The organism is Viridibacillus sp. FSL E2-0187 (genome assembly GCF_038006425.1).
GTDB classification, from domain to species: Bacteria; Bacillota; Bacilli; order Bacillales_A; family Planococcaceae; genus Viridibacillus; species Viridibacillus arvi.
Genome location: NZ_JBBOVG010000001.1, coordinates 3,635,003 through 3,660,171 on the forward strand (window position 1 = coordinate 3,635,003; position 25,169 = coordinate 3,660,171).

Genomic DNA, 25,169 nt, shown 5'->3' on the forward strand with positions numbered 1-25,169 from the left:
TAAAAATGCCCAGCACATAGCGCTGAGCATTTTTTATATTATGAAATTACGCCTAGCTCTTTACCTACTTTTTCATAAGACGCTAAAGCTTCGTCTAGCATTTCTTTTGTATGTGCGGCTGTTGGCATATTACGTACACGTCCAGTGCCTTTAGGTACAGTTGGGAAGACGATTGATTTAGCATATACACCTTCTTCAAAGAGACGAGCAGAAAAGGCTTGAGTTAGTTTTTCATCACCGATGATACACGGTGTAATCGGAGTTTCAGATGCACCAATGTTAAATCCAAGTTTTTTCAGACCCGCTTTTAAATAATCGCCATTTTCCCATAATTTATCGCAAAGTTCTGTTGAATCAATTAACATTTGAACAGCTGCAGTGATTGCAGCAACATCACCTGGTGGTAAAGCTGTTGAAAATAAAAATGGACGAGAGCGTACTTTTAACCAATCAATTAAATTCTTCTTACCTGCTACGTAACCACCTACTACACCAATTGCTTTAGACAGTGTACCGATTTGGAAGTCAATTTCTTTTTCTAAACCGAAGTGCTTCACAGTACCTTTCCCTTTACCTGTTACACCTGATCCGTGAGCATCATCCACATATGTAATAAGATCAAATTCTTTCGCAATTTCTACGATTTCAGGAAGTTTTGCGATATCTCCATCCATTGAAAACACGCCGTCAGTGATGACCATTACTTTATTGTATAGCCCTGATTCAGTTGCTGCTTTTGCTTTAGCACGTAAATCATCCATGTCAGAGTGATTAAAAGCAATAATTTTTGCTTTTGATAAGCGACAACCATCTATAATAGAAGCGTGATTTAATTGATCAGAAAGGATAGCATCATTTTTGTCCATAACAGCAGAAATAGCTGCCATATTACAGTTGAATCCTGATTGATAAGAAATGGCTGCTTCCGTACCTTTAAATTCTGCCAGTTTTTCTTCTAATTTAACATGAAGATCGAGTGTACCATTGATCGTGCGGACTGCACCAGCACCTACTCCGTATTTTTCGATTGCTTCTTGAGCAATTTTCTTTAATTTATCATTTGTTGCTAAGCCAAGATAGTTATTTGAAGATAGGTTGACCAAATTTTTGCCACGCACTTGAATAACTGAACCGTTCGGGCCTTCTACTGGATCTATTTCATTGTATAAGCCTTGGTCGCGCAGTTGTTGCAAGTTGTCGTCTACGAATGTGTTCAGTACGTTTGACAAGAATATCATCCTTTCAATTTTCGATAAAAATATTGTAGCATACTTTCACCGTTATTTGTACATCTGAAAAGAACTATTACTAACAACGAGATGATATTCATTGGAATTACTATACATACTGTCCTTGTAAGAAACACAGTTGTACACTCAGAAAAATTAGAATACTCAATTTTCGATATATTCTTAGTGAAAATAGTACATCCTATTAAGTAATACCAACATTCATAACTTCTTCTTCGCACATCAGTCGTATTTAATGAAAATAGATTTCCATTAAAATTCCCTCGTTATAACTCACTCGTCTTATTCTAGAGTACTAAAAAAGTGAGTAGACAATTGTCTACTCACTTTTTACTTATTTCGTTAACTCTGAAAATGTTACTTGTTCTTCACCAATACATTTCAACAATAATTTGCGGCTATACGCAAGCGAAAATTGAACAATTGGACCAAGACCAAATGCCATAAGGACAGTACCAAGGCCAACAGGACCACCAAGTAACCATCCTGCTACAGCAACCGCAATTTCCATAATTGTACGGGCTTTAGTAATGCTTAAACCAAGCTTGTCTACAGCTAAAAGCATCAAGCTATCACGAGGACCAGCTCCAAGATTTGCTGAAATGTACATTCCACCACCTAAACCAATTAAAATAATACCGATAAGGAAGCTAAAAAATTGTAGGGCTAAATGATCGACATCCGGCAATAACCAGTTGAAAAAATCAATAAAAATACCGATACTCACCATATTGATAAAGGTTCCTATCTTCGGGAATTGACGAGTGCCAATTGCTGTAACACCAATAATAATAAGGCCAGTAATGATTGACCAACTACCAATGGAAAAACCGAAGTTTTTGAATAAACCTATATGCAGTACATCCCATGAGCCTACCCCAAAGGTTTGTCCTTTAATTGTCAACGAAACACCGAGTGCAATGACGATAAGTCCCATCATGAAAAATCCCCAGCGCCAACTATTTATTTTATTCACAAGAATCCTTCTTTCTACAGAAAAATGAAAAGCCCTCTACGCAAGAAGCATAAAGTGGCTTTTCAATGATAACTAAACTATTATAACAAAATTCGTTCCTATTTTAAATAAAACTGTCCTAGATTTATATAATAGCTGCAAATTTCGCATTTATGATTTTCGCTAAATCAGCCGGTAGGATACATATTTGCATGCCTATTTTCCCTGCACTAACAAAGATATGGTCAATTGTTTTTGCTGATTCATCTATGAAGGTTGGAAATAACTTTTTCATACCAAGTGGCGAACAGCCGCCTCTAATATAACCTGTAGTTGGAAATAAATCTTTGACAGGTAGCATCTCTATCTTCTTTTCCCCAACAGCTTTTGCAGCAGCCTTTAGATTAAGCTCTGCAGCTACTGGAATGACGAAAACGTAAAACTTTCCTTTACCAGCTGTAGACATGAGCGTTTTATACACACTCTCGACAGGTTGACCAATTTTACCTGCAACTGTAATACCATCAACTTGACCGTCTGTGATTTCATATTCTGTCAGTGAGTATGGGACTTTTTTTTGGTCCAATAAGCGCACTGCATTTGTTTTTTGTACTTTTGCATTTTTAGCCAAAACATTCACTTCTCCTAAGCAATACGATAAAAGCTAGGCTGCGTCACTCTAAATCCTGATTTCGCCATCTGTACATGATATGAATAGCGAGAAATTGCTTGATCAAATAGACGCTGTTTAAGCTTTTGCTCTAACGTTTGTGTTGAATTTGTTACTTGCCCAAATTGATTAGTAGAATCTTCTGTTGTAACTTGTTGTTTTACTTCGGTGATTTGATCACGAGTTTGCTGGATTATCTTATTTTCGCCTTCAGTAACGCGTACATTTATTTTTTCGAGCGTAGCACTAGTAGAAGCATGCATTTCCTCATTAACCTGACTAACTGCATCTGAGATCTCAACCAATGGCGATGTCTGTTCCATGTTACCTTTTGTTTTAGCACGGAATTCCTGGTCCTTTTGTTGAAGCTCACGAATAGCAGCTTGGACTTGTGGCTGATGTTGTTTTTCCTTTTTACCCGTTAACAAGTCCATAAGCTCTTCCAAAGCTGGATTCGACTTTGGTTGGAAATACTGAGCTGTTTTACGATAAGCATCACCAGCATTCTTTTGCCTAAGAGCTCGTTTACGATTTTCAATGTCTGTATACTGATTGTTTAATAGAGCAGCTAATTTCATGCAAATCACCTCTTTTCTAATACCATTATAGTTAAAACCTATTTTAACACCGTTATCAGAAAATTCAAAAGGTCGTTGTTCTCAAATATTTACAATATTTCATTAGTAAAAAATGCCCATTTATTCATCTTTTGTTCCTAATAGCTTTTTCAGTGCCTCTGCCATCGCATTATTTTGTGGTTGATCATCTTGTTTTTTCATGTATTTTTGGACTTCTTTTTTAGAAACTTTTGTATTACCAGTTTCCTTCTTACGTTTCTCAAATACAGATAACTTTTCACGATGACCACATGAGCAAACGAAAATGCGTCCTTCGCCTTCACCACGAAGTTCCAATTTCTTATGACAAACTGGACAACGTGCATTCGTCACCATCGAAACTTTTTTCTTGTGACCGCAAGCTCGATCTTGGCAGACAAGCATTTTACCACGTTTACCATTTACCTCAAGCAATAATTTCCCGCAATCCGGACATCTTTTCCCTGTAACATTATCATGCTTGAATTTTTGATCGCTCTTCTTAATATCACTAACAGCTTTTTTAGAGAAATTAACCATATCGTTAATGAAATCCGATTTTTTTGCTGAACCTTTTGCAATTCTTGTTAATTGTTGTTCCCACTCTGCAGTTAAAGCAGGTGATTTTAAATCCGACGGTACCAATTCTAAAAGCTGACGGCCTTTAGAAGTAGCGTGTAGGTCCTTACCTTTTTTCTCAATTAAAAATGAATTAAATAACTTCTCAATAATATCTGCACGTGTTGCTACAGTGCCGATACCGCCTGTTTCATTTAACGTTTTAATTAAGTCCTTCGACTCACCACTCATAAATTGTGCTGGATTCTCCATCGCCGCTAGTAAAGTACCTTCATTGAAATAAGCTGGTGGTTTTGTATCACCTTGTGTCATTGCAATGGCACGGATAGCGATTTTATCACCTTTATTGTAGCTTGGTAGTGAACGTTCATCTGTGTCGTCATCATCATCTTGCTGATAAACACGTTTCCAACCTTCATCACGAATTGTACGGCCTTTTACTTTAAATACTTCATTGCCAACAGCTAACGTAACTGTTGTTTGATCATATTGGAATGGACCAAAGAAAACAGCCAAGAAACGTTTGACGATTAAATCATATAAACGACGTTCTTTATCAGATAAATCTTGTAAAATAGCCACTTCCTCAGTTGGAATAATAGCATGGTGATCAGATACTTTTGTATTATCAATAACACCTTTTTGTGGTTGTACAGAATTGTTTCGTAGTAAAAGGTTTGCTGCAGCTCGATTATCCCCCACAGCTGATGCTTTAATACGATCTTTTAATGTGCTCTTCATATCATCTGTTAAATGCTTAGAATCTGTACGTGGATAAGTAACAATCTTATGGCGCTCATAAAGATTTTGAAGTGTTGAAAGTGTTTCTTTTGCAGACCAACTCCAGCGCTTATGCGCCTCTTTTTGTAGCTCAGTCAAATCAAATAATGCAGGGGCAGATTGACGTTTAGGGGACGTTTGGATATCTTGAATAACCCCTTCAGTTACAGCATCTAATGTTTTTAATAACTGTTCAATTTTTTCCTTTTGGAAAGATTGAGATTGATTATTTTGACGGTCAAACCAAGTAAATTTTGTATCGTTTGTATGTGCTTGTAAACCGTAATATGTTTTTGGCTTAAAGTTTTTAATTTGTTGTTCACGTTCTGCAATCATTGCAAGAGTAGGTGTTTGTACACGACCTGTTGATAATTGCGCGTTATATTTTACTGTTAAAGCACGTGTCGCATTAATGCCAACAACCCAGTCAGCTTCTGCACGTGCTACAGCTGCCTCATATAAATGTTCATAAGAACGACCATCTTTTAAGTTTTTGAAGCCATCTTTAATAGCTTTATCCGTCACTGATGAAATCCATAAACGTTTAACCGGTTTACGGCATTTCGCTTTTTCTAGTATCCAGCGAGCTACTAGTTCCCCTTCACGCCCTGCATCTGTCGCAACAATAATCTGATTGACGTCTTGACGCATTAATTGTGCTTTCACAGCATTGTATTGTTTTGTTGTTTGACGAATAGGTACTAGTTTGAAAGGATTCGGTAATATCGGTAAATCTTCCATCTTCCACTCTTTGAATTTCTGATCATACTGTTCTGGATCAGCATGAGTAACTAAATGGCCGAGTGCCCAAGTAACAATATATTGTGGTCCCTCTAGAAAGCCATTACCTTTTTTCGTACATCCTAAAACGCGTGCTATATCACGTGCTACAGATGGTTTTTCTGCTAAAACTAAGCTTTTTCCCATATAAATTCTTATCTCCTTATTTTAACGTTTGTAAATGTTCATGTAATACATGATTAATGATTTCAGAAGTAAATTTATCTGGTAGCATGATGCAATGATAGGACATCCCTTCAAGGAGGCTATATAATCGAATGACTTCTACATCAATATCCAAATCTTCTCTTACCTCTTTTAAGAAAATTAGTAATTCAAGCATCGTTCTCAACATTTGATAGGAGTTTTCTAAAAGCACCTGACATTTTGCCCGAATAGCCTCATCTACTAATGCTTTAGATGAAAACGATAGCCAAACCTCCATTTCTAATCTTCTTTCTGTATCTAACGGCAAAAACTGACGTAAGACTTCTAGTATATCGTCTGTTGAAGGACCGTTACCAAATAAACGCATCGCTTCAATTCGTTCATCCGATTTTTTTTGAATTAATTCCATCGAATAAATTAGTAGATCATTTTGTGTTGAAAAATAGTGCCTTAAAGAACCTACAGAAAGATTTGCTTCTTGTGCAACGTTGCGCACACTAGCATTTTCCAGTCCCTCTCTTCGAATAACTGCCCATGTTGCTCGAGCAATTTTTTCTCTTTGTGCTTCAAATTTATTTATCTTTTCCATAACCCAATCATAACACATCCGCCCTTTTCAATACACTTGTGTTATTTTTTCAATACAGTTGTATCATTTTTATGTAAAGGAGATTTAATATACTTATTACAATGGTAGAACAAAATCTCGGAAAAGTATTGAACAGTTTACTACAGTAGAGGGAGTAATTATAACTTCCAAAATATTGAACGTGAGATTCTTAGCTCTTTAAAAGGCACTATGGGTGGGGAAATTAAATCGTATTCTAAAATGACAAAAGCAGCACTTGTAGATGCAATGGTCAATGTATGTGCATATGGTATATCAGTAAAATTTATATAAACTAAAAAAAAGTGGCAAAAGCCACTCCTTTTAATGTTGGTCGATAGGTTCTTTAGGAAGATCATTACTTAATTCGCAGTACTTCCCGAATACTCGTACTAATTCTTGTAATCGTTCAAGAACATTTTCATCTATAATGTTGTTGTCTTTATCAAAGTGACTAGCATGTGTGTATACGTAGTTTGGAGTTACGAGTGCACGGAAGTAGTCGAGGATTGGTTTTAGTTGGTTTTCTACAACTAGGTGATGTTGTTGTGTACCACCATTAGCTACAATTGAAACTGGTTTGTAGCGCAAAGCTTTAGGGTGTAGAAAATCAAATGCGTTTTTTAATACGCCTGGAATTGATCCTTGGAAAATAGGTGTAGCTAAAATATAACCGTCAGCTTCCTCGAATTTTTTCACAAGTGTTTTCATATCAGTATTATATTGATCAAATGGACGGCCATCTACAAATTGATGTTCGAAGTCTGCTAGATGTAATAATTCTAGCTCTAGGCTACCATCAAATTCTTTAATATATGTCTCTATCTGTTTTAAAATTGCACCCGTTTTTCTTCCGATAATTGTACCGTCTACAAGTAAAATCTTCATAGATGTTACCTCCAATTCAAAATTCCTATCGTTATTGTAACAAATGCAGATTCGTTATATAAGGTGACAAGCACAATTTCGACACAATTTCAGACTTTAGACGGAACAGAAAACTACATTTTTCGCTAAAGCATAGTAAAATCCATGCTTCTTTAGAAAAATGGTTTATTATGAATGTCATCTTTGAAAAATATATAATCTCTTCATCAGTTTATAAATTTTATTGTCTATCATTTAAAGGTTTATCTATTTTTTCTTCTTCTAGTATTTCCTTTTTTATGAAAATATCTTGACGTTTTTCCCAATTAAAAATAGGTTCTTCGTCGATTATTTCTTCATGATCATCCACTAATGAATCTATTTTTCCAATCATTGAAATTTCTTCAGATTCAAATACCCTAACCTTATGTTTTGTATTTTTTATAGCTACACTATACATAGATTTTGCTAAATTATTAGCAGGAATAGCACGGTATTTTTTTAGTGGACCTATGAATATAGGATTCAAGATATTCATCGCTACCCCACTAATTTTCTCTGTTGGCCGTACTTCCTCACGATTTCCTAACAATAATGACGGTCTGAAAATCGATAATTGAGGTAATTCTAGCGCAATTAAATTATTCTCCATTTTTCCTTTTACTTGATTGTAATAGAATTTAGAATTTTCATTTGCCCCCATAGCCGAAATAACAAGCACATGTGGGATACCACATTTTTTTGCTATCGATGCGATATTCACTGGGTATTCAAGGTCAATTTTTTCAAACATAACCTTTGAACCCGCCTTTTTACGTGTAGTACCTAGGCAGCAGTAAAGCTCATGTGCAAATTTAAAATCTGTTTCTTCCAATTGATCGAACTGACGAATTTTCACAACAAGTTTTGGATGTTTAAAATTCAATGCGCGGCGAGCAATTACTGTAATCTCCGCGTACTCTTCACTCTCACAAAGGACTTTGACAAGATCCTTTCCCGTCAAACCAGTTGCTCCAACAACAATCGCTGAACGCATCAACATAACTGTTCACGTCCTTTCCTAATCTATATACCGTCCAAAGTTACGGATAGTTTAGCCTGTGTATCTAACATTCTAGTGATTTTACAGACATAATCATTAATTTTCCACCATAAAGTAGATAGATAAGTTGAAAGGATGGGATTTAAATGACTAATAACCAAACAGAAAATCATTCTAAAAAAACGATTGCATTTGCAGTTGAAGTTTCATCACATAATGACCTTTACCCTGTTGAAAGAATCGCGACACTTGTTAAGATGTTCAGCGATGAAAAAATTCTCATTTTCATTAAGCAACCTTCTGAGTTAGCATTGAAAAAGCTAGCAGCGACAGGAATAGATCCTATTTCTTACCGCGATCAAAAACAGTTGCTTCAATATATATCTAAATTAAAGCCTGATTTACTTGTACGTGATGGCATAAATACAGAACTCGAAGATACGGAGAAATTAAAAGAAATTGTCCCTGCTCTCGTTCATTTTGATGATTTTGGTGAAGGTGGTAAAGCTGCCGATTGCGTGTTGCATACACTTTATAGAGAAATCCGTGAAAAGGTAGATCCTCATTACTTAACTGGCCCATCTTCATTTGTTGTACCTGAAAAAATCGCAGCCATTACTTCTACTGAAGATGAAGGAGAAAGACCTCATATTGTCGTCGTATATGAAGGTAGTGATCCGGAAAATTTAACATATCGGACTATGCGTCACTTAATGCAACTACAAATTCCTGTACGTATCTCTGTATTAGTGGATCCTTCGTACGCACATGATATAGATGAATTGAAGATGATGGCTTTAAGTCGCAGGAATATTACTGTTATACAAGCTGCTGATATGCTAGAATCTCTACTTCCTCAAGCACAAATCGTCATTTGTTCAGCAAGTTATACCCCGTATAAAGTTGCAGTTGTAGGTATCCCTTGTATCGTCATCTCTCAAAATGAAACAGAAATTATGCATGCATTCCCTCGTGATCAAAATGGTTTTATTCAACTTGGAAGTGGTCGCAAATTAAAACAATCTCACTTGCAAAATGCTGTTATGGAACTACTTTTACATGAAGCGCGTCGCGACCGCGCGATAAGAAACCAAAAAAAGCTCGATTTACAAAGTAACAACCATTACATCTATTCCATGCTCATTAATTTTGCGCACAGAACACCAAAAGCACAGGCTTTTTTAGTACAAGATCACACCAAGAAAACGCCACGTATGATACAATAACAGAAAAGCTGTGTTGAAATTTGTCTCATTCCCAGAATTCGACATGGTAATAGTCGAAATCTATTTAAAGGAGTATTTTCATGCCTACTAAAGCCGAAATTGAATACCAAATATTAGAACTAAAAAGCGACTACATCCGTCACCAAGGTGACATCGAAAAACTCGATTCAATCGGGAACGGATCAGCTGTCGAGCAGGCCGAACAACGCCTAAAAGACATGGAGCAACAACTAGCCGAATTGAACAAACAACTCGCAGCGTTGTCATAACTGCGGGTTTTTTTATTGTAAATGCTGATGGCGCTCGTTCAGCTGCGAGGTCGTTGGAAGGCGGAAGCCAAAGTCGCTCTTTGACTTTGAGCGACCGACTGAAATGACCCGAGCCGCTAGCGCCTGAAGCTGGATATCTATCTAAATGCTGAAGCGGCCCTTTTAGCCTCGACAAGCACTGGAGCTTTCGAATCGAAAATATCTTTTCAATTTTCGACCGAGAAAGTGGAAGTGACCTCGAGAGGATGGCCACTTAAGCTGGATATCTCTTCTAAATGCTGATGGCGTTCGTTCAGACTTTACTGGAGTTGGAGGGCTCGAACACAAGACGCTTTTTGTCTTGTGCCGAGAGACCGAAACGCTCTGAGAGTCTAGCTCCTGAAGCTGGATATCTCTAAATGCTGATGGCGATGGTTCAGCTGCGAGGTTGTTTAAAGGAAGATAGCCTAAGTTCGCCACGTCCTGTGGCAACGGCTACCTGACCAACATCCTGTTGGCCCAAACCCAAATCAAACTACTAACTATAACAAGAAATACGACTTGCCACATTTACAATTATCGTTGGAAAACGCATATTTCCAAAGTGCAACTGTCGTATTTTATATGGAGGACAAAATAATGAGTATTTTAACAGTTGAAAATCTTGGCCATACATTCGGCGACCGTACACTTTTTAAAGATGTATCGTTCCGTATAGTAGAGGGAGAACATGTTGGTCTTGTTGGAGCCAATGGTGTTGGTAAATCTACATTAATGAGTATTATCACGGGACAACTAATCCATGACCAAGGCAAAGTTGAATGGTTGCCAAACACACATTACGGTTATTTGGATCAGCATACGGTGTTAACACCAGGTAAAACGATGCGTGAAACTTTACGCGATGCCTTTTTACCGCTTTACCAAAAAGAAGCAGAAATGAACGAAATTACTGGCAAAATGGCTGAAGCAACACCTGAAGAGCTAGAGGAATTATTAGAACAGATGGCAGAAATTCAAGACGCTTTAGATGCAGGAGATTTTTATACATTAGATATGAAAATTGAAGAAGTTGCGCGCGGACTTGGTTTAGATGCAATCGGCCTTGAACGTGATGTAACAGCACTTTCTGGTGGTCAACGTACAAAATTATTACTTGCGAAGCTTCTATTAGAAAAGCCAAAAGTTTTATTACTTGATGAGCCTACAAACTACTTGGATGAAGAGCATGTTACTTGGCTATCAAATTATTTAAAAGGTTATCCACACGCATTCTTCTTAATTTCACATGATACAGAATTTATGAATGGCGTTGTAGATGTTATTTTCCAATTAGAATTTTCAAAACTAACTCGCTACACTGCCACTTATGAGAAATTCTTAGAACTAGCTGAAATTAACAAGCGTCAACATATCGATGCTTATGAAAAGCAGCAAGAATTTATTAAAAAGCAAGAGGGTTTCATCGCAAAAAATAAAGCGAGATATTCTACAACTGGCCGAGCAAAATCACGCCAAAAACAATTAGATCGCATGGAGCGTATTGACCGTCCTGAAACAGCAGCAAAACCAAAATTCGACTTTAAAGAATCTCGTAGTTCAGGCCGTTACGTCGTAGAAGCTGAAAATCTATTAATTGGCTACGACAAGGACAAGCCATTATTACCACCACTTACTTTCGAAATCGAACGTGGTGAAAAAATTGCCCTTGTTGGTATGAATGGTGTTGGTAAATCAACACTATTAAAAACCATGCTTGGCAAAGTCCAACCTCTTGGTGGTAAAGTAACACGCGGTGACTTCCTCTTCCCTTCTTATTTTGAACAAGAAGTTAAAGCTGGTAACATCACTCCGATTGAAGACGTTTGGAATGCATACCCTAGCATGGAACAAAGCCAAATACGTGCAGTACTAGCATCGACAGGTTTGAAAAACGAGCATATTTCTCGCCCGTTAAATCAACTTAGTGGTGGAGAACAAGCAAAAGTTCGTATTTGTAAATTAATGATGGATGAAAGTAACTGGATGCTATTCGATGAACCGACAAACCACTTAGACGTTCATGCTAAAGAAGAACTAAAACGTGCTATGAAAGAATACAAAGGCACAATCATCCTAGTCAGCCACGAACCTGAATTTTACGATGGCCTAGTAACAAAAGTATGGGACGTAGCAGAATGGTTCTCAACTGGACATCAATAACTAAATGCTGAAGGCGCTCGTTCAGACTCGACTGGCGTTGGAGGGCTCGAACACAAGACGCTTTTGGCCGAGAGACCGAAACGACCTGAGAGTCTAGCGCCCGAAGCTGGATATCTATCTAAATGCTGAAGGCGCTCGTTCAGCTGCGAGGTCGGTGGAAGATAGCCTAAGGTCGCTACGTCCTGTGGCAACGGCTACCTGACCAACATCCTGTTGGCCCGACTGGCGTTGGAGGGCTCGAACACAAGACGCTTTTGGCCGAGAGACCGAAACGAACTGAGAGTCTAGCGCCCGAAGTTTAATATTTACCTAAAAACAAAAACTCCGCTTTTGCGGAGTTTTTTCAAATCCTATACATTTACCATGATTTCGTAGATATCCCTTGAAATCAGCAACATATCGTGTGAAAATTATTATAAGGACGGTGTTTTTTTATGGATTCAGACAAGAAAGCTAAAATAGTACAAAGGAAAAAAAGTAAAATTAAGAAAAATGTAATTAAACTTTTCTTTTTAACAATAGGAGCACTTATCATGGCTGTTGGGCTGGAAATGGTACTCATCCCAAACAACTTGATTGATGGCGGCGTCACTGGTATTGCCATTATGGCCTCTCACCTTACAAATCTTTCACTAGGGTTATTCCTATTCCTCTTTAACTTACCATTTCTATATTTAGGCTATAAACAAATTGGCCGTACATTTGCCTTTTCAGTCGCTTATGGAATCGTCGTTTTATCAATAGCGACTTCATTTATGCATAATTCATCAGCATTCACAAATGATACTCTATTAGCTACAGTTCTAGGTGGTATATTACTAGGAATCGGTGTTGGGATTGCAATTAGAGCTGGAGGTTGCTTGGATGGTAGTGAAACATTAGCCATTTTATTTAATAAAAAGTTGCCCTTCTCTGTAGGACAAATTATTTTATTCATGAACTTATTTATTTTAGGTAGTGCAGGCTTCGTATTCGGTTTTGACCGAGCTATGTATTCGCTTATTTCATATTTCATTGCATTCAAAACAATTGACCTTGTTTCCGAAGGCTTGAATCAAACGAAATCTATCTGGATTATTAGTGATGAAGCGGATGAAATTGGAGATCAAATTATGTCTCGCTTAGGTCGCGGTATTACGTACTTAAATGGACAAGGCGGCTATTCAAAAGATGATAAACAAGTGATTTTCTGTGTCATCAGCCGTTTAGAAGAATCTAAGTTAAAAAACATTGTAGAAGACGTTGATCCTTCTGCATTCCTCGCTTTCAGTAATATGACTGAAATTCAAGGCGGAAATTTTAAGAAAAAAGATGTTCACTAAATAACTCATACTTTCAAAATCCACTGGGCATAATTAGTACAGTGGATTTTTTTATTTAGCAGCTACTATTTTTGTCGAAAATTCAAACTTTCTGCTTTAGACGTTAATTTAACTTGTTTTTTATATAAAAACCATTGACTTATATATATCTTACTTGTAAGATATAAGTATAATAATCAATAGAGAAAGCGGGATAAATAGATGGCTGTTACAATTTTTACTCAAACGAGCTGTACATCATCAAAAAAGGCTTTACAGTGGCTAAAGGAAAATAACATTTCTTTCACTGAAAAAAGAATTACTTCTGATCAGTTAACATTGCCTGAATTCAAATTGATTTTAAGCATGACTGAAGATGGTACAGACGAAATTATTTCTACAAACTCTAAAGACTTCAAAAACTTAAATTGCGATATTAATCAACTTTCTATTCAAGAACTATATGATATTGTAAAGGATCATCCAAAAATGCTACGTAGCCCAATTTTAGTCGATGAAAAACGCCTACAAGTTGGCTATAATGATATGGATATTCGTCGTTTCATCCCACGCAAGGTGCGTGCTTATGAGCTTTATGAAATGCAACGCCTTTCACTAGAAGGCTGAATGAAACATTTTGGAGATGAGTAATATGAATGATGCTAGAAGAGAAAGCATTTCTTCATTATTTGAAGTGGTTGCTTCTTTAGAGCGCAAATGGGCAAATGAATGGAATAGCCAGAACAGTCTGGGCTTTTCTAAAACGCATATTTTAATACTAGATCTTCTAAATAACGAAGGTCCAAAACGTCCTTCAGCTATCGCTGAAAAACTTCAAGTGACAACAGGTGGAGTAACTGTTCTAACTAGCAAGCTAATAAAAGCCGGCCTTGTTAAAAAGACCCAAAATGAAACAGATCGTCGTGCATCTCAACTCGAGATTACAGATACTGGTAGAGAACTCCTATCAACGGCACATCACCATGTAAATGAAATTATCGAAAAAATGTTTGGCATGCTCAGCGAAGAAGAAATTCATACGCTCCGTAAGATTTTCTCTAAATGCTTATTTGGTTCATAACAACCGTTAACATGAAATTTTTATGTTAGCGGTTTTATTTTGGGCAAAAATGTACAAATCCTATAATTGAACCATCATATTTTCCTGCCATACAAAAATAGCTACCCACATTTGAGTAGCTATCTTCTTATATATTTACCGTTTTTCAAGGCGGCGATCTCTGTATAGATTGCCCGACTTTTGATTAACGGACAACTATAGATTAAGCAGGCATAATTGCCTCAACTGAAGATTGATCAGCCATCATCATTTCTTTTAGACGTTGTTTCGCACGGAATAAACGAGATTTAACTGTACCGATTGAAACATTCATTAATTCTGCAATCTCAACAAGTGAGTATTGGTTTACATAGAAATATACTAATGTCGTACGATAAATAGCATCTAATTTACCGATTTTTTCTTGCACAATTTGAGCGATTGCATCTTGCTCAATAACTTCCTCAGTAGATAGTTCATTATTGGGAACCAAATCTAACACAGGAACGTCTAAAGTATCAGGTTGGTTCATCATGTATTTGCTACGACGAACATTTTTGCGATAACGGTCGCGGAAAGTGTTCATACAAATTGTAGTTAACCAAGCTTTGACGTGATCTACGTCAGCTACATAAGATTCATAACGTACAACTTTTACCCAAACTTCTTGCATTAAGTCCTCTGCCTCTGCTTTATTGCGAGTTAGTTTTAGACATAGATGATATATATAACGATTATATTCCTCATAAACTGTTTCAAGTGTTGTATTTTTATTTGTTTTTGTATTTGTTTTTGTTTTCATTTTCATTACCTCCGATTCGCGTCTTGCTTTGTTAAACCTATTGTCGCAAAAACAAACCTTTCACTCTATCGGATTCTCTTTCAATTTAATTACATTCATGTAAGGTTAGCATATAAATCATGTAATCTAGTCTTTAAAACGTTGATTTATCAACACTCTTAAGTGAGAGTTTACATTACAAAAGAAAAATCCTACCCAATTTCCTGGATAGGATTTTATTTATTTGCAATTATTCTTCCCCTTTTTCAGGTTCGACTGGCTTCTTTGTAATCGTTAATTTTACGATTCGATTATCGTCCATTTCATTTACAACGACATGCAAATTTTCATAATTAAATGATTCATTTTCTTCTGGAACATGAACGCATTGTTCCAAAACAAAGCCACCTAATGTATCGTGAAGTTGTGGAATATCTACTTCAAAAACTCGATTCGCCTCGACAATTTCAAGACGACCATGACAAACAAGTTTAGTTTCAGTTAATTCATAAATGAGTGACTCCTCTTCTTCATCTGATTCATCCTCGATTTCTTGTCCAATCATTTCTTCTATTATATCTTCATGTGAAATAATCCCAAGTGTCCCGCCATATTCATCAAGAACTATAGCTAAATGCTTTTTCTTAGCCAGCATTAATTTAAATACTTTTTCTACATTGATATTCGAAACGACAAATAATGGTTCACGATCTATAAAATCATCAAGCGTTTTAGACGGGTCTAATGTCCATTCTATAAATTTCTTCGAATAGAACATGCCGACAACATCATCCATACTTTCATCGTATACCGGATAACGAGTGAACGAATATTCTAAAATTGTATCGCGCACCTCTTCAAATGTTGAACGGATAGAAAGCCCAATAACCTCTGTTCTGTGTGTACCAAGAACATCAGATACATCTTTATCTGGAAAATCCATAACACCTTTAAGTCGTTCTGATTCTTCAAAAGCAAATGTGCCTTCTGTAGAAGCAATGTCTACCATCGATCGAAGCTCTTCTTTTGTTAGTATGGCTTCTTTCACTGCCCCATTTGAAATAATTTGGATAAAAATATTGGTAAACCTTTGGATAATCCATGTAATTGGGCGCAAAATTTGCACTAGCAATGCAATTATCGGAGCGACCATGTATGCAATTTTATCCGCAAATGTTACTGCGATTGTTTTTGGAAGAACTTCTCCAAATATAATGATAATAACCGTCAAAATTGTTGTAGCTACTGAAAGTTGCCAACCATGTCGAAGTGCGATGATAGTTAAGAATGTTGGCAGTAGTATATTCGCAATATTATTCCCGATTAAAATTGTTGTAATCATGCGGTCCGGATGCGAAATGAGCAAAAACAATTTTTCAGACATGCGATCTCCTTGCTCAGCACGCAACTGGACCTTCATCCTATTAATAGCTGTTAACGCTGTTTCACTGCCTGAAAAGAAAAATGACGCCAACAAACATATGATTAAACCTATAAACTCCAACTAAACTTCCTCCTGTTAATAAACGAATTCAGTACATTTTCATATAGATAATATACCATATTATTGATAATCTCCCTCTTTTCATGTGTACCTTTCTAATTAATTTAAGGGATATGCTATAATCATTCTATTATCGAATATTTTGAAATGGGGGATAATTATGAATAGTATAGACCAATATTTCACTACCAAACGCGAGGAACATTTGGAAGAATTAAAGCAGTTTTTATCTATTCCAAGCATCAGTTCTTTATCTGAACATAAAGAAGATATGAAAACGGCCGCTGCTTTTTTAGGTGATGCTATGAAAAAAGTCGGATTAGAAAATATCAAAATCAATGAAACTGGTGGCCACCCCGCTGTTACTGCAGATTGGTTACACGCTGAAGGAAAACCAACTATTTTAGTATATGGTCACTATGATGTACAACCTGTTGATCCTTTAAACTTATGGGATAGCGAACCGTTTAAACCTGAGATTCGCAACAATATTTTATATGCACGTGGTTCAAGTGACGATAAAGGTCAAGTGTTCATGCATATTAAAGTCATAGAAGCTTTAATGCAAATAAACGGTGAGCTACCCGTGAACGTGAAATTTTTAATCGAAGGTGAAGAAGAAATTGGTAGTAAAAACTTACCTACATTCGTCGAGGAACATAAAGACTACCTAGCTGCAGATTTAGTTTTAATTTCAGATACAGGTCTTTACGCACCTGGGAAACCTGCTGTTTGCTATGCTTTACGTGGTTTAACGGGGGTACAAATAGATATTCGTGGAGCTAAAGGTGACCTTCATTCAGGACTTTATGGAGGCGGCGTACAAAATCCAATACATTCCTTAGCTGATATTTTGGCATCCTTCCATGACGAACATGGCACTATTACAGTAGATGGCTTTTATGACAATGTCCTTCCTCTTACGGACGAAGAACGTGCAGCATTTCGCGCTTTAGATTTTGACGAAGAAGGTATCAAAGAGGAAATTGGTGTGAAAGAATTATTCGGTGAAAAGGGCTACACTTATCTTGAGCATACATGGGCGCGCCCAACACTAGAAGTAAACGGAGTTTTCGGTGGTTTCTCTGGCGAGGGTATTAAAACAGTTTTACCTGCAGAAGCTGGTGCAAAAATAACTTGTCGCCTTGTTCCTAACCAAGATCCTGAAGAAATTGTAGAAAAGCTACGAGCACATATCGCAGCGCACAAGCCAACTGGTGTTGAGATTACAGTTACTGACTTCGATAAGGGTAAACCATTCATTACACCAATGAATCATCCACTAATCCAAGCTGCTGGACGTTCTTACGAAAAAGTATATAACACACCAACAGCATATATTCGTGGTGGTGGTTCAATTCCCATCGTCGCAGCATTTGATGAAATTCTAGGAACTCCAGTGATCTTAATGGGCTTCGGACTTTCAAGCGAAAACTTCCATGCACCAAACGAACACTTCCATCTAGAAAATTATGACAAAGGACTCCGTGTTATCAGTGACTACTACTACGAAGTAGCAGCAGTTGATAAGGATGCCCTATAAATAAAAATATTAATCTGCTCCTATTAAAAATAGGAGCGTTTTTTTATGTACAAAACTGAATTAATTGATAGTACTAAGTTGCTATTAATCAAACTTCTACTTTGCATCGCTTGAGCTCACATTTAACCTACTCTCATACTCTCTTTTAACCTACTCACCACTCCCCAATCAAAAAATCCCGCATACGTTGAGTTAACGCATACGGGATTTCTAATAACATAGAAGTACTATGGTTTTCTATTCACCAAAAATCGTTACAATTTCACTTGCTGATTTACGTGGTTTTTCTTTTGGTACAAGGTCGTAGTAGCCAAATTGTAACATGCCAATAATGCGTTCACCTGGTTTTACACCCATTGGTTCACGGAATTTTGGATTATCTAGCCAAGCAGGAGTTTTCCAGCATGCACCGATTCCTTTATCCCATGCAAGTAGTTGCATATTTTGTATAAAGCAACTTGCTGCAGCAAAGTCTTCTAAGCGTTCTTTTTGTCGTGCATCTTCTGGAATAACTACAAATGCATATGCACCTGGTAATGAGAATTTACTCATCTTGCTTTGAAGCTCATCTTCCGAAAGCTCTTTCCAATTTGGTACAGCAAATTCACGAATAAGGTCTTTTAATGGTTCTAATTCAGAATCGCATGCCACTACTAATCGCCAAGGTTGACGGTTCCCATGATTAGGTGCCCATACCGCATCGTCAATTATCGACATTAAATCTTCACGATCAATCGGCTGACCATTGAACATTTTAATGGAACGGCGTTGTGTAATTGCCTCTATTACTGTTAATGATTGTTCCTTCATTTCTATCACTCCTACTCTGCAAATCTTTACAATTTGGCAGTAAGTTTCATCATACGACTTATGTATGCATCACTATCCACCATACCATATTCCTAAAAAAAAACAAAAAAAGACGAAAGAAATCACTATCTTTTTTTATAAAAAGTTCGTTTGGTTGCGACCGTTATTTTTTGATTGATAAAGTGCTTGGTCTGCTGCTTCGATAAAATCACTTACCGATTCAAATGAATGCATAAATGTCGTAGTGCCACCGATGCTAATAGTTGCAATTTGTGTATCACTTCTACCTTTGTGTTCAAATTTAGAATTTTCAACTGAACTGCGTATTTTCTCAGCAAGTACCCTTGCCTCAACCTCACCCATTTCTCGAATAACGATTGCGAATTCTTCTCCACCATAACGAGAAATCACGCCTCGGTCAGCTACGATATCCTTCATTATATTCACAGTATGGCAAATAAGATCGTCACCTTTTAGATGTCCATATGTATCGTTATATTTTTTAAATTCATCAATATCAATCATGAGTATTGTTAGCGGCCACTTATCTTTGTAGCTTTCATGGAAACAGATTGGTAGTCGGTCTTCAAAATAGCGCCGATTATTAATACCCGTTAAGCCATCTAATTCAGTCAGTTGCTTCAATTGCTCATTTTTCAACTGTAGTTCATATGTTCTTTCATGAATTTTTTTATCAAGTGATGTATTTAATATCATTAATTTTTTACCTAGTAATTCAGATTCATAGAAATTTCTTGCGTAATTGCGACTTAAATTAAATGCCTGCAAAATGACGTAGAAGAAAAATCCGTAAATTGAAAGCATGAGTGTATCTATTAAACCCTTGGCAAATAAATAATCGTTCACCACCGTTGTAAAAAACAATAAATTCGCAATTAAATTCATTAGAGCAGTTGGTCTTTTATTTAGTAAAGCCTTCACTAATATAATTGTTATGCAAAACATAAGTATAAAAACAAGGGGAAACACATCAAAGAATAGAGGTTTAAAAAAGCTCGGTGGTGTCACCCAAGTTAGCAATAGTAGTGGCATGATTATTGCCATGACTATATAAACTGTCTTCTTACCAGCTTCTCTAGGAAATAGTCGAGAAATAAAAGCCATATATGTAAGGACTGATCCATAGATTAATGTGTGCTCTATTCGCTTTAGTAAAAACCAAGACAAATGTGAAAACTGCATTTGCAAAAGCAATGGCCCTACGAAAAGTGAACGCATTGCTATGAATAGACTCAACAAACCAAAATAAAGGAAAGGCCGTTCAGTTTTCCTGTATAAAAATATAATTATATGATATATCCCTATAATAATTACACTGCCATTCATAAATAGCAGAGCTGCTTGTCGATCTGAATGATAATTGACTATAGCATTTGCTTGTCCAAATAAAATCTCTTCACTTGCTTGTCCAACAATGTCTTCAAAATTAGACACTTGCAAAACGACTAAAATCTTTTCAGCTTTAGGAACAAAATAACCAATTCTAGGTATCATTGAAGGAGCTGATGTATCTTTAGAAGTACCAACAGAACCACTCGATGAAATAAGCACTCCATCGACTAGCAATTTATAAGCGTTTGATTGGAAACGAGTAGAAAACGCAAATGTGTGACCAATCTGATCTTTAGGAATTTGTAAATAGAGAGCATATGTTGCATACCCTTTCACACTTCCTACAGGGTCATTCCAAGAGCTCGTCAAATATTCTTTATCTACATTTGATGTTTTCACCCTCTTCTCTATTTCTTTAGTAGATAGTAATTCATGAGTGAAAAATAACCATTCACCTCGTAATGGAATGACAGAATTCTCTGCAATATCTGTGTGCTTGAGTACTAATAAACCGTATTTGATTTGGGAATTAGTTTCAAAATCGACTAATGTACAGCCACTGAGGATGATTACAAATAGTAGTAATGCACTTATCTTTCTCAATTGTAATCCTCCATATATTTGATGTTCGTTAAAAAAAGGGTTGTTTTCATAGTTATTTTTCCTACATACTGTAAAAAAGAGTCTGGAGGATTTTGTATGTCTTATTTGACGATTTGTTATTGGCTAATAAGTTACTTTGCCGGTACATTCATGACTGCATGGTGGGTAGGCAAATGGCGAAAAATCGATTTACGGGAGCATCGTAGCGGGAATTTAGGTGCTAGAAATGCTGGTGCAGTTATTGGTAAATCTGCATTTTTACTAACTTCAATTGGTGATGGTAGCAAAGGGTTACTCATTGTTCTACTGGGCTACTTGCTGAACGAAACAGCATTTTCAATTGCAGTTGCTGGTGTCCTTGTCATTATCGGGCATCTATTTCCTTTTTGGTTAAAAGGAAAAGGTGGAAAAGGTATTGCAACTTTTGTCGGAGTTACACTTGCTTTTAATCCTCTATTATTTCTAGCTTTTGTCGTTGGATTTTTAATTCCAATTCCTTTCCTAAAAAGCGCAACACTAAGTATGCTTTTTGGTTATGTATGTTATATAGGATCGATTATTTACAGCGGATGTTTACCAGTTGCGTGGCCAATCGTTCTTATTATTCTAATCATAGTTTACAAACATCGCTTTGATATTATCGAATCCTATCAAGAAAAAGCTTGGAAATCAAAAAAATAATAAAAAAATCAACATTATAATATTCTACTTTTTTTGAAAACACAGCAAACCCGACCTATTATCCATTGAATAGGTCGGGTACTTTATTATATTGGTAATATATCATCTTCTATGTGAAAAAAGTAGTATTTCATATTCGGCGTATAAGCAGTTGAGTCTAAATATTCCCATGGTCGATGAAAGCTATTGGATGTGTGGGCATTCACTAGAGGTTCACCATCTTGAAAACTTGTAACAATGACAGAATGATCTATTCGTCCATCATTTTGGAAATCGTAAAAAATAATATCTCCAAGTTCTAAGTCATAGGCAGATGAAACTCGCTTTCCCCTCAGTCCCTTCTTTGAAGTTTCTAAATACCAACGCAATGAATGCGGTGTACTCCAACTAAAACTCCAATTCCCTCCTCTAAGCCACCATCCCTCCGATCGGTTTGGCGATCCCCACATCGGACCATCGCCTGCAAGAAGACATTGCGATATATAATTAGTACAATCCACATCAAATCGCGGAAATGATGGATTGTAGCTGTCCCACCATTTATCGGCGTAAGCGACAGCTGCTTGTCGATTGTAAACTGCTCCATCACACCTCCTTACCCAAGTATATGCACTGCCCTAATTTAATATTTCCATTATCACAAAAGATTTTATAAAGTAGTTATTTTGTCATTAAAAGTCGTTTTAACTAAATTTATCTATTTATAAAGGACCTCAAATTATTATTCACATTATTACATTTCTATGATATTTGTCAGTGTCTTTACATTTATACAACAATTTCAATATTCCTTATTTGAATCGCCCAATATAAGTCAAAAATTTGGTACAATGAAAACAACTAATTTGTTTCTCCTATTTTACGTTTGAAAGGGTGTTCGAAATTGACACAGCACGCAGAAAAAGAAATTGTTGAGTCGACATTATTATGTGACAAGAAGGGTAATCTAAATCCCGCTGCCATAGGATTCGCTCGAAAACCGATTATCAATAGTAATTTGAAAGGCCATTTCATGCGTAAAAAGAAATGGAATTATTGGTGTGTTTTCGGAGATGAAATTATGTTCTCTGCAACTATTAGCCATTTAGATTATGCTGCTGTTTGTTTCGTCTACTTCTTAGATTACGAAACTCAACGTTACTTTGAAAAGACAATCACCATTCCCTTGGGCAATAAAGTAAAAATGCCTACAAACGTTTTAGAAACTGTAAATTTCATTCACGATGATATGAAAATCCAACTGTTATACGCGCAAAATGAAACACAAATGACTGTTACTATCCCTGATTTTGATGGCGATTTACTGCATGCTGACTTAACAATCAAACACCCTGTAAACGACGACTCTCTCAATGTGGTCATTCCTTGGAACCGTCAAACCTTCCAATTTACTGGGAAACATCATTCATTACCAACTAACGGTTACGTAAAAATAGGTGAAAAACGTTATAATTTTCAAGAAGAAGAGTGCTACGCAGTACTCGATTACGGTCGTGGCGTTTGGCCACGTGAAGCAACTTGGAACTGGGCTATGGCTTCCCAAAAATGTAGAGGTCACCGAATCGGCCTAAACTTAGGTGGCCAATGGACAGATGGCACTGGCATGACGGAAAATGCAATATTCCTAGATGGTAAAATGACTAAAATCCATGAAGATGTCATTTTCGAATACAATGCAAAAGATTTTATGCAACCTTGGCATATTAAATCTAAATTCACGGATGATGTTCAACTTACATTCACCCCATTCTTTGAACGTATTGCTACAACAAACGCCAAAGTTATCAAATCCGAAGTGCATCAAATGGTTGGTTATTTTAACGGTCGCGTTCGATTAGACAGTGGTTGTTACTTACCTATCCAACAATTAATCGGTACCGCCGAAGAACATTTAGCCAAATGGTAAAAAGGACAGCCTCTGTTTCGATAGAGAGGCTGTCCTTTTATCTTGGGGTGTTGTTAAAAATGTGGTCTTTGAGGAAGATTAGATTTTTTTGAGAAACGACAGTCTCCTCGAGTAGTGATAGTTTTTCTCTGTGTAGGGATAATCTCTCTCTGAGTAGCGCTTATCCTCTCCTAAGTAGCGTTAATTCCTTCCCGAGTAGCCCTAATCCCATCGAGTAGCGACAATTCTCTCCCCAGTAGCGATAATCTCTCTCTGAGTAGCGCTTATTCTCTCCTGAGTAGCGATAATTCCTTCCCGAGAAGCGCTAATCCCATCGAGTAGCGACAATTCTCTCCCCAGTAGCGATAATCTCTCTCTGAGTAGCGCTTATTCTCTCCTGAGTAGCGATAATTCCTTCCCGAGTAGCCCTAATCCCATCGAGTAGCGACAATTCTCTCCCCAGTAGCGATAATCTCTCTCTGAGTAGCGCTTTTCCTCTCCTGAGTAACGCTAATTCCTTCCCGAGTAGCGTTAATCCCATCGAGTAGCGATAATTCTCTCCCCAGTAGTGATAATCCCACTCTGAGTAGCGCTTATCCTCTCCTGAGTAGCGTTAATTCCTTCCCGAGTAGCGTTAATCCCATCGAGTAGCGACAATTCTCTCCCGAGTAGTGATAATCCCACTCTGAGTAGCGATAATCCTCTTCTGAGTAGCGATAATTCCTTCCCGGGTAGCCCTAATCCCATCGAGTAGCGATAATCCTCTCCCCAGTAGCACTAATCCCTCTCCAGATTTCCCTTAACCAATCCCAATAGCGTTAGCGAGCCCTATCCCCTCATCTATTACCATGCAAATAGAGTTTTTCCGGATAATCTGTAAAAACAGCTTCGACTCCAAGTTTTTTCATCAAATCATAGTCTTCTTTTGTATTTACTGTATAGACGCGCACTATATTACCTCGTTCAATTGCGGTTTTGACAGCTTCTCGTTTAGCCGCTACTAATGAAACATGCAATGCATCTGTACCTATCATGACACCGTACTCATGGAGATTCACTAAAATCTTCATGAATAATGCCCCTACTTCATTCTGAGGTGCCTTTTTTGATACTCGTTCCACCATTTCATGATCGAATGATGAAAAGACAACTCTATCCAACATGTCATTTTCTATAAGCATAGTTATTACTTCATCTTCTATCCCCTTATATAAAAAGACATCTGTTTTCAATTCAATATTAATCATATGATGAGTCGTTTTGAAAATATCCAATACTTCTTGCAGCGTTGGAATTTTCTCTCCTGCAAATTGCTCGCCTTTCCATGACCCAAAATCATATGAACGTAGTTCTCCAAAGGTCATATCACGGATATAGCCTTCTCCATTTGAAGTACGATTGATACGTTCATCATGATTGATTACGAGAACGCCATCTTTTGTACGTTGGACATCCAATTCAACACCATAGATGGGTAATCTTGCGGCTTCACGGAAAGAGCATAATGTATTTTCAGGGAAATCACCTGATGCTCCACGATGTGCAAATATTTTCATAAATCATTTCCTCCAAAGATATAATCATTAATTTTATGCTACACTTTCTAAAATTTCCAGACAATTGAAAACTTTTACTTGTACTCACTGAATTCATGTAGTAATATTTATCATTGCTATCA

Annotated in this window: 22 protein-coding genes and 1 pseudogene; 9 read left to right on the plus strand and 14 right to left on the minus strand. The window is 36.9% G+C overall.

Going from position 1 to position 25,169, the window contains the following annotated elements:
* Positions 1–38: 38 nt before the first annotated feature.
* The 8 genes from MHH85_RS17650 to MHH85_RS17685 form a co-directional block, all read right to left on the minus strand.
* Positions 39–1,238: a glycine C-acetyltransferase gene (locus MHH85_RS17650; protein WP_193738274.1), complete on the minus strand. Its 1,200-nt coding sequence runs from the start codon at positions 1,236–1,238 to the stop codon at positions 39–41.
* A 346-nt stretch (positions 1,239–1,584) separates the two neighbouring features.
* A complete protein-coding gene (locus MHH85_RS17655) occupies positions 1,585–2,226 on the minus strand; it encodes a YczE/YyaS/YitT family protein (RefSeq protein ID WP_340707907.1) in 642 nt (213 codons plus the stop codon).
* A 124-nt stretch (positions 2,227–2,350) separates the two neighbouring features.
* Positions 2,351–2,836, minus strand: a complete 486-nt coding sequence (gene ybaK, locus MHH85_RS17660) for a Cys-tRNA(Pro) deacylase (protein ID WP_340707908.1) — start codon at positions 2,834–2,836, stop codon at positions 2,351–2,353.
* A 14-nt stretch (positions 2,837–2,850) separates the two neighbouring features.
* Complete coding sequence (locus tag MHH85_RS17665) at positions 2,851–3,453, minus strand: hypothetical protein (RefSeq protein WP_340707909.1); 603 nt, start codon at positions 3,451–3,453, stop codon at positions 2,851–2,853.
* Positions 3,454–3,573: 120 nt separating this feature from the next.
* A complete protein-coding gene (locus tag MHH85_RS17670; RefSeq protein WP_193738271.1) occupies positions 3,574–5,757 on the minus strand; it encodes a DNA topoisomerase III in 2,184 nt (727 codons plus the stop codon).
* 16 nt (positions 5,758–5,773) lie between these two features.
* Complete coding sequence (locus MHH85_RS17675; RefSeq protein ID WP_340707910.1) at positions 5,774–6,367, minus strand: TetR/AcrR family transcriptional regulator; 594 nt, start codon at positions 6,365–6,367, stop codon at positions 5,774–5,776.
* 342 nt (positions 6,368–6,709) lie between these two features.
* A complete protein-coding gene (locus tag MHH85_RS17680; protein ID WP_053417982.1) occupies positions 6,710–7,273 on the minus strand; it encodes an NADPH-dependent FMN reductase in 564 nt (187 codons plus the stop codon).
* 220 nt (positions 7,274–7,493) lie between these two features.
* A complete protein-coding gene (locus MHH85_RS17685; RefSeq protein ID WP_340707911.1) occupies positions 7,494–8,294 on the minus strand; it encodes an oxidoreductase in 801 nt (266 codons plus the stop codon).
* Between the two features lie 146 nt (positions 8,295–8,440).
* Here MHH85_RS17685 and MHH85_RS17690 point away from each other — a divergent pair, with 146 nt between their 5' ends.
* The 6 genes from MHH85_RS17690 (at position 8,441) to MHH85_RS17715 (ending at position 14,352) form a co-directional block, all read left to right on the plus strand.
* Positions 8,441–9,520, plus strand: coding sequence for a PseG/SpsG family protein (locus MHH85_RS17690; protein ID WP_340707912.1), 1,080 nt, complete (start codon positions 8,441–8,443; stop codon positions 9,518–9,520).
* Positions 9,521–9,600: 80 nt separating this feature from the next.
* Positions 9,601–9,789 carry an SE1832 family protein gene (locus MHH85_RS17695; RefSeq protein ID WP_038180262.1) on the plus strand — a complete coding sequence of 63 codons (189 nt, stop codon included), beginning with the start codon at positions 9,601–9,603 and terminating at the stop codon, positions 9,787–9,789.
* Positions 9,790–10,407: 618 nt separating this feature from the next.
* Complete coding sequence (locus tag MHH85_RS17700) at positions 10,408–11,970, plus strand: ABC-F family ATP-binding cassette domain-containing protein (protein WP_193738267.1); 1,563 nt, start codon at positions 10,408–10,410, stop codon at positions 11,968–11,970.
* 434 nt (positions 11,971–12,404) lie between these two features.
* Positions 12,405–13,292, plus strand: a complete 888-nt coding sequence (locus MHH85_RS17705; protein WP_193738266.1) for a YitT family protein — start codon at positions 12,405–12,407, stop codon at positions 13,290–13,292.
* Positions 13,293–13,493: 201 nt separating this feature from the next.
* Positions 13,494–13,898, plus strand: coding sequence for a transcriptional regulator Spx (gene spx, locus MHH85_RS17710; RefSeq protein WP_053417987.1), 405 nt, complete (start codon positions 13,494–13,496; stop codon positions 13,896–13,898).
* A gap of 25 nt (positions 13,899–13,923) precedes the next feature.
* Positions 13,924–14,352 (plus strand): MarR family winged helix-turn-helix transcriptional regulator, encoded by a 429-nt coding sequence (locus MHH85_RS17715; RefSeq protein WP_340707913.1) that lies wholly within the window; start codon positions 13,924–13,926, stop codon positions 14,350–14,352.
* 202 nt (positions 14,353–14,554) lie between these two features.
* On the opposite strand, the gene MHH85_RS17720 is transcribed toward MHH85_RS17715, so the two are convergent.
* Complete coding sequence (locus MHH85_RS17720; protein WP_193738265.1) at positions 14,555–15,133, minus strand: RNA polymerase sigma factor; 579 nt, start codon at positions 15,131–15,133, stop codon at positions 14,555–14,557.
* A gap of 229 nt (positions 15,134–15,362) precedes the next feature.
* Complete coding sequence (locus MHH85_RS17725) at positions 15,363–16,616, minus strand: hemolysin family protein (protein WP_340707914.1); 1,254 nt, start codon at positions 16,614–16,616, stop codon at positions 15,363–15,365.
* 160 nt (positions 16,617–16,776) lie between these two features.
* Between MHH85_RS17725 and MHH85_RS17730 the strand changes: the two genes are divergently transcribed.
* Positions 16,777–18,159, plus strand: a complete 1,383-nt coding sequence (locus tag MHH85_RS17730) for a dipeptidase (RefSeq protein WP_340707915.1) — start codon at positions 16,777–16,779, stop codon at positions 18,157–18,159.
* A 237-nt stretch (positions 18,160–18,396) separates the two neighbouring features.
* Here MHH85_RS17730 and MHH85_RS17735 read toward each other — a convergent pair whose 3' ends face one another.
* Together MHH85_RS17735 and MHH85_RS17740 are read right to left on the minus strand one after the other, a co-directional pair.
* Complete coding sequence (locus MHH85_RS17735; protein WP_193738262.1) at positions 18,397–18,969, minus strand: nitroreductase family protein; 573 nt, start codon at positions 18,967–18,969, stop codon at positions 18,397–18,399.
* Between the two features lie 135 nt (positions 18,970–19,104).
* Positions 19,105–20,925 (minus strand): sensor domain-containing diguanylate cyclase, encoded by a 1,821-nt coding sequence (locus MHH85_RS17740; protein ID WP_340707916.1) that lies wholly within the window; start codon positions 20,923–20,925, stop codon positions 19,105–19,107.
* A 96-nt stretch (positions 20,926–21,021) separates the two neighbouring features.
* Here MHH85_RS17740 and MHH85_RS17745 point away from each other — a divergent pair, with 96 nt between their 5' ends.
* On the plus strand, positions 21,022–21,606 hold the full coding sequence (locus MHH85_RS17745; RefSeq protein ID WP_193738260.1) for a glycerol-3-phosphate acyltransferase: 585 nt from the start codon (positions 21,022–21,024) through the stop codon (positions 21,604–21,606).
* A gap of 86 nt (positions 21,607–21,692) precedes the next feature.
* On the opposite strand, the pseudogene MHH85_RS17750 reads toward MHH85_RS17745, so the two are convergent.
* Positions 21,693–22,184 (minus strand): annotated as a pseudogene (locus tag MHH85_RS17750) (amidase domain-containing protein); the annotation flags it as partial.
* 305 nt (positions 22,185–22,489) lie between these two features.
* Here MHH85_RS17750 and MHH85_RS17755 point away from each other — a divergent pair.
* Positions 22,490–23,512 carry a DUF2804 domain-containing protein gene (locus MHH85_RS17755; protein WP_193738259.1) on the plus strand — a complete coding sequence of 341 codons (1,023 nt, stop codon included), beginning with the start codon at positions 22,490–22,492 and terminating at the stop codon, positions 23,510–23,512.
* Between the two features lie 815 nt (positions 23,513–24,327).
* Here MHH85_RS17755 and MHH85_RS17760 read toward each other — a convergent pair.
* Positions 24,328–25,047 carry a glycerophosphodiester phosphodiesterase gene (locus MHH85_RS17760; protein ID WP_340707917.1) on the minus strand — a complete coding sequence of 240 codons (720 nt, stop codon included), beginning with the start codon at positions 25,045–25,047 and terminating at the stop codon, positions 24,328–24,330.
* Positions 25,048–25,169 lie beyond the last annotated feature (122 nt).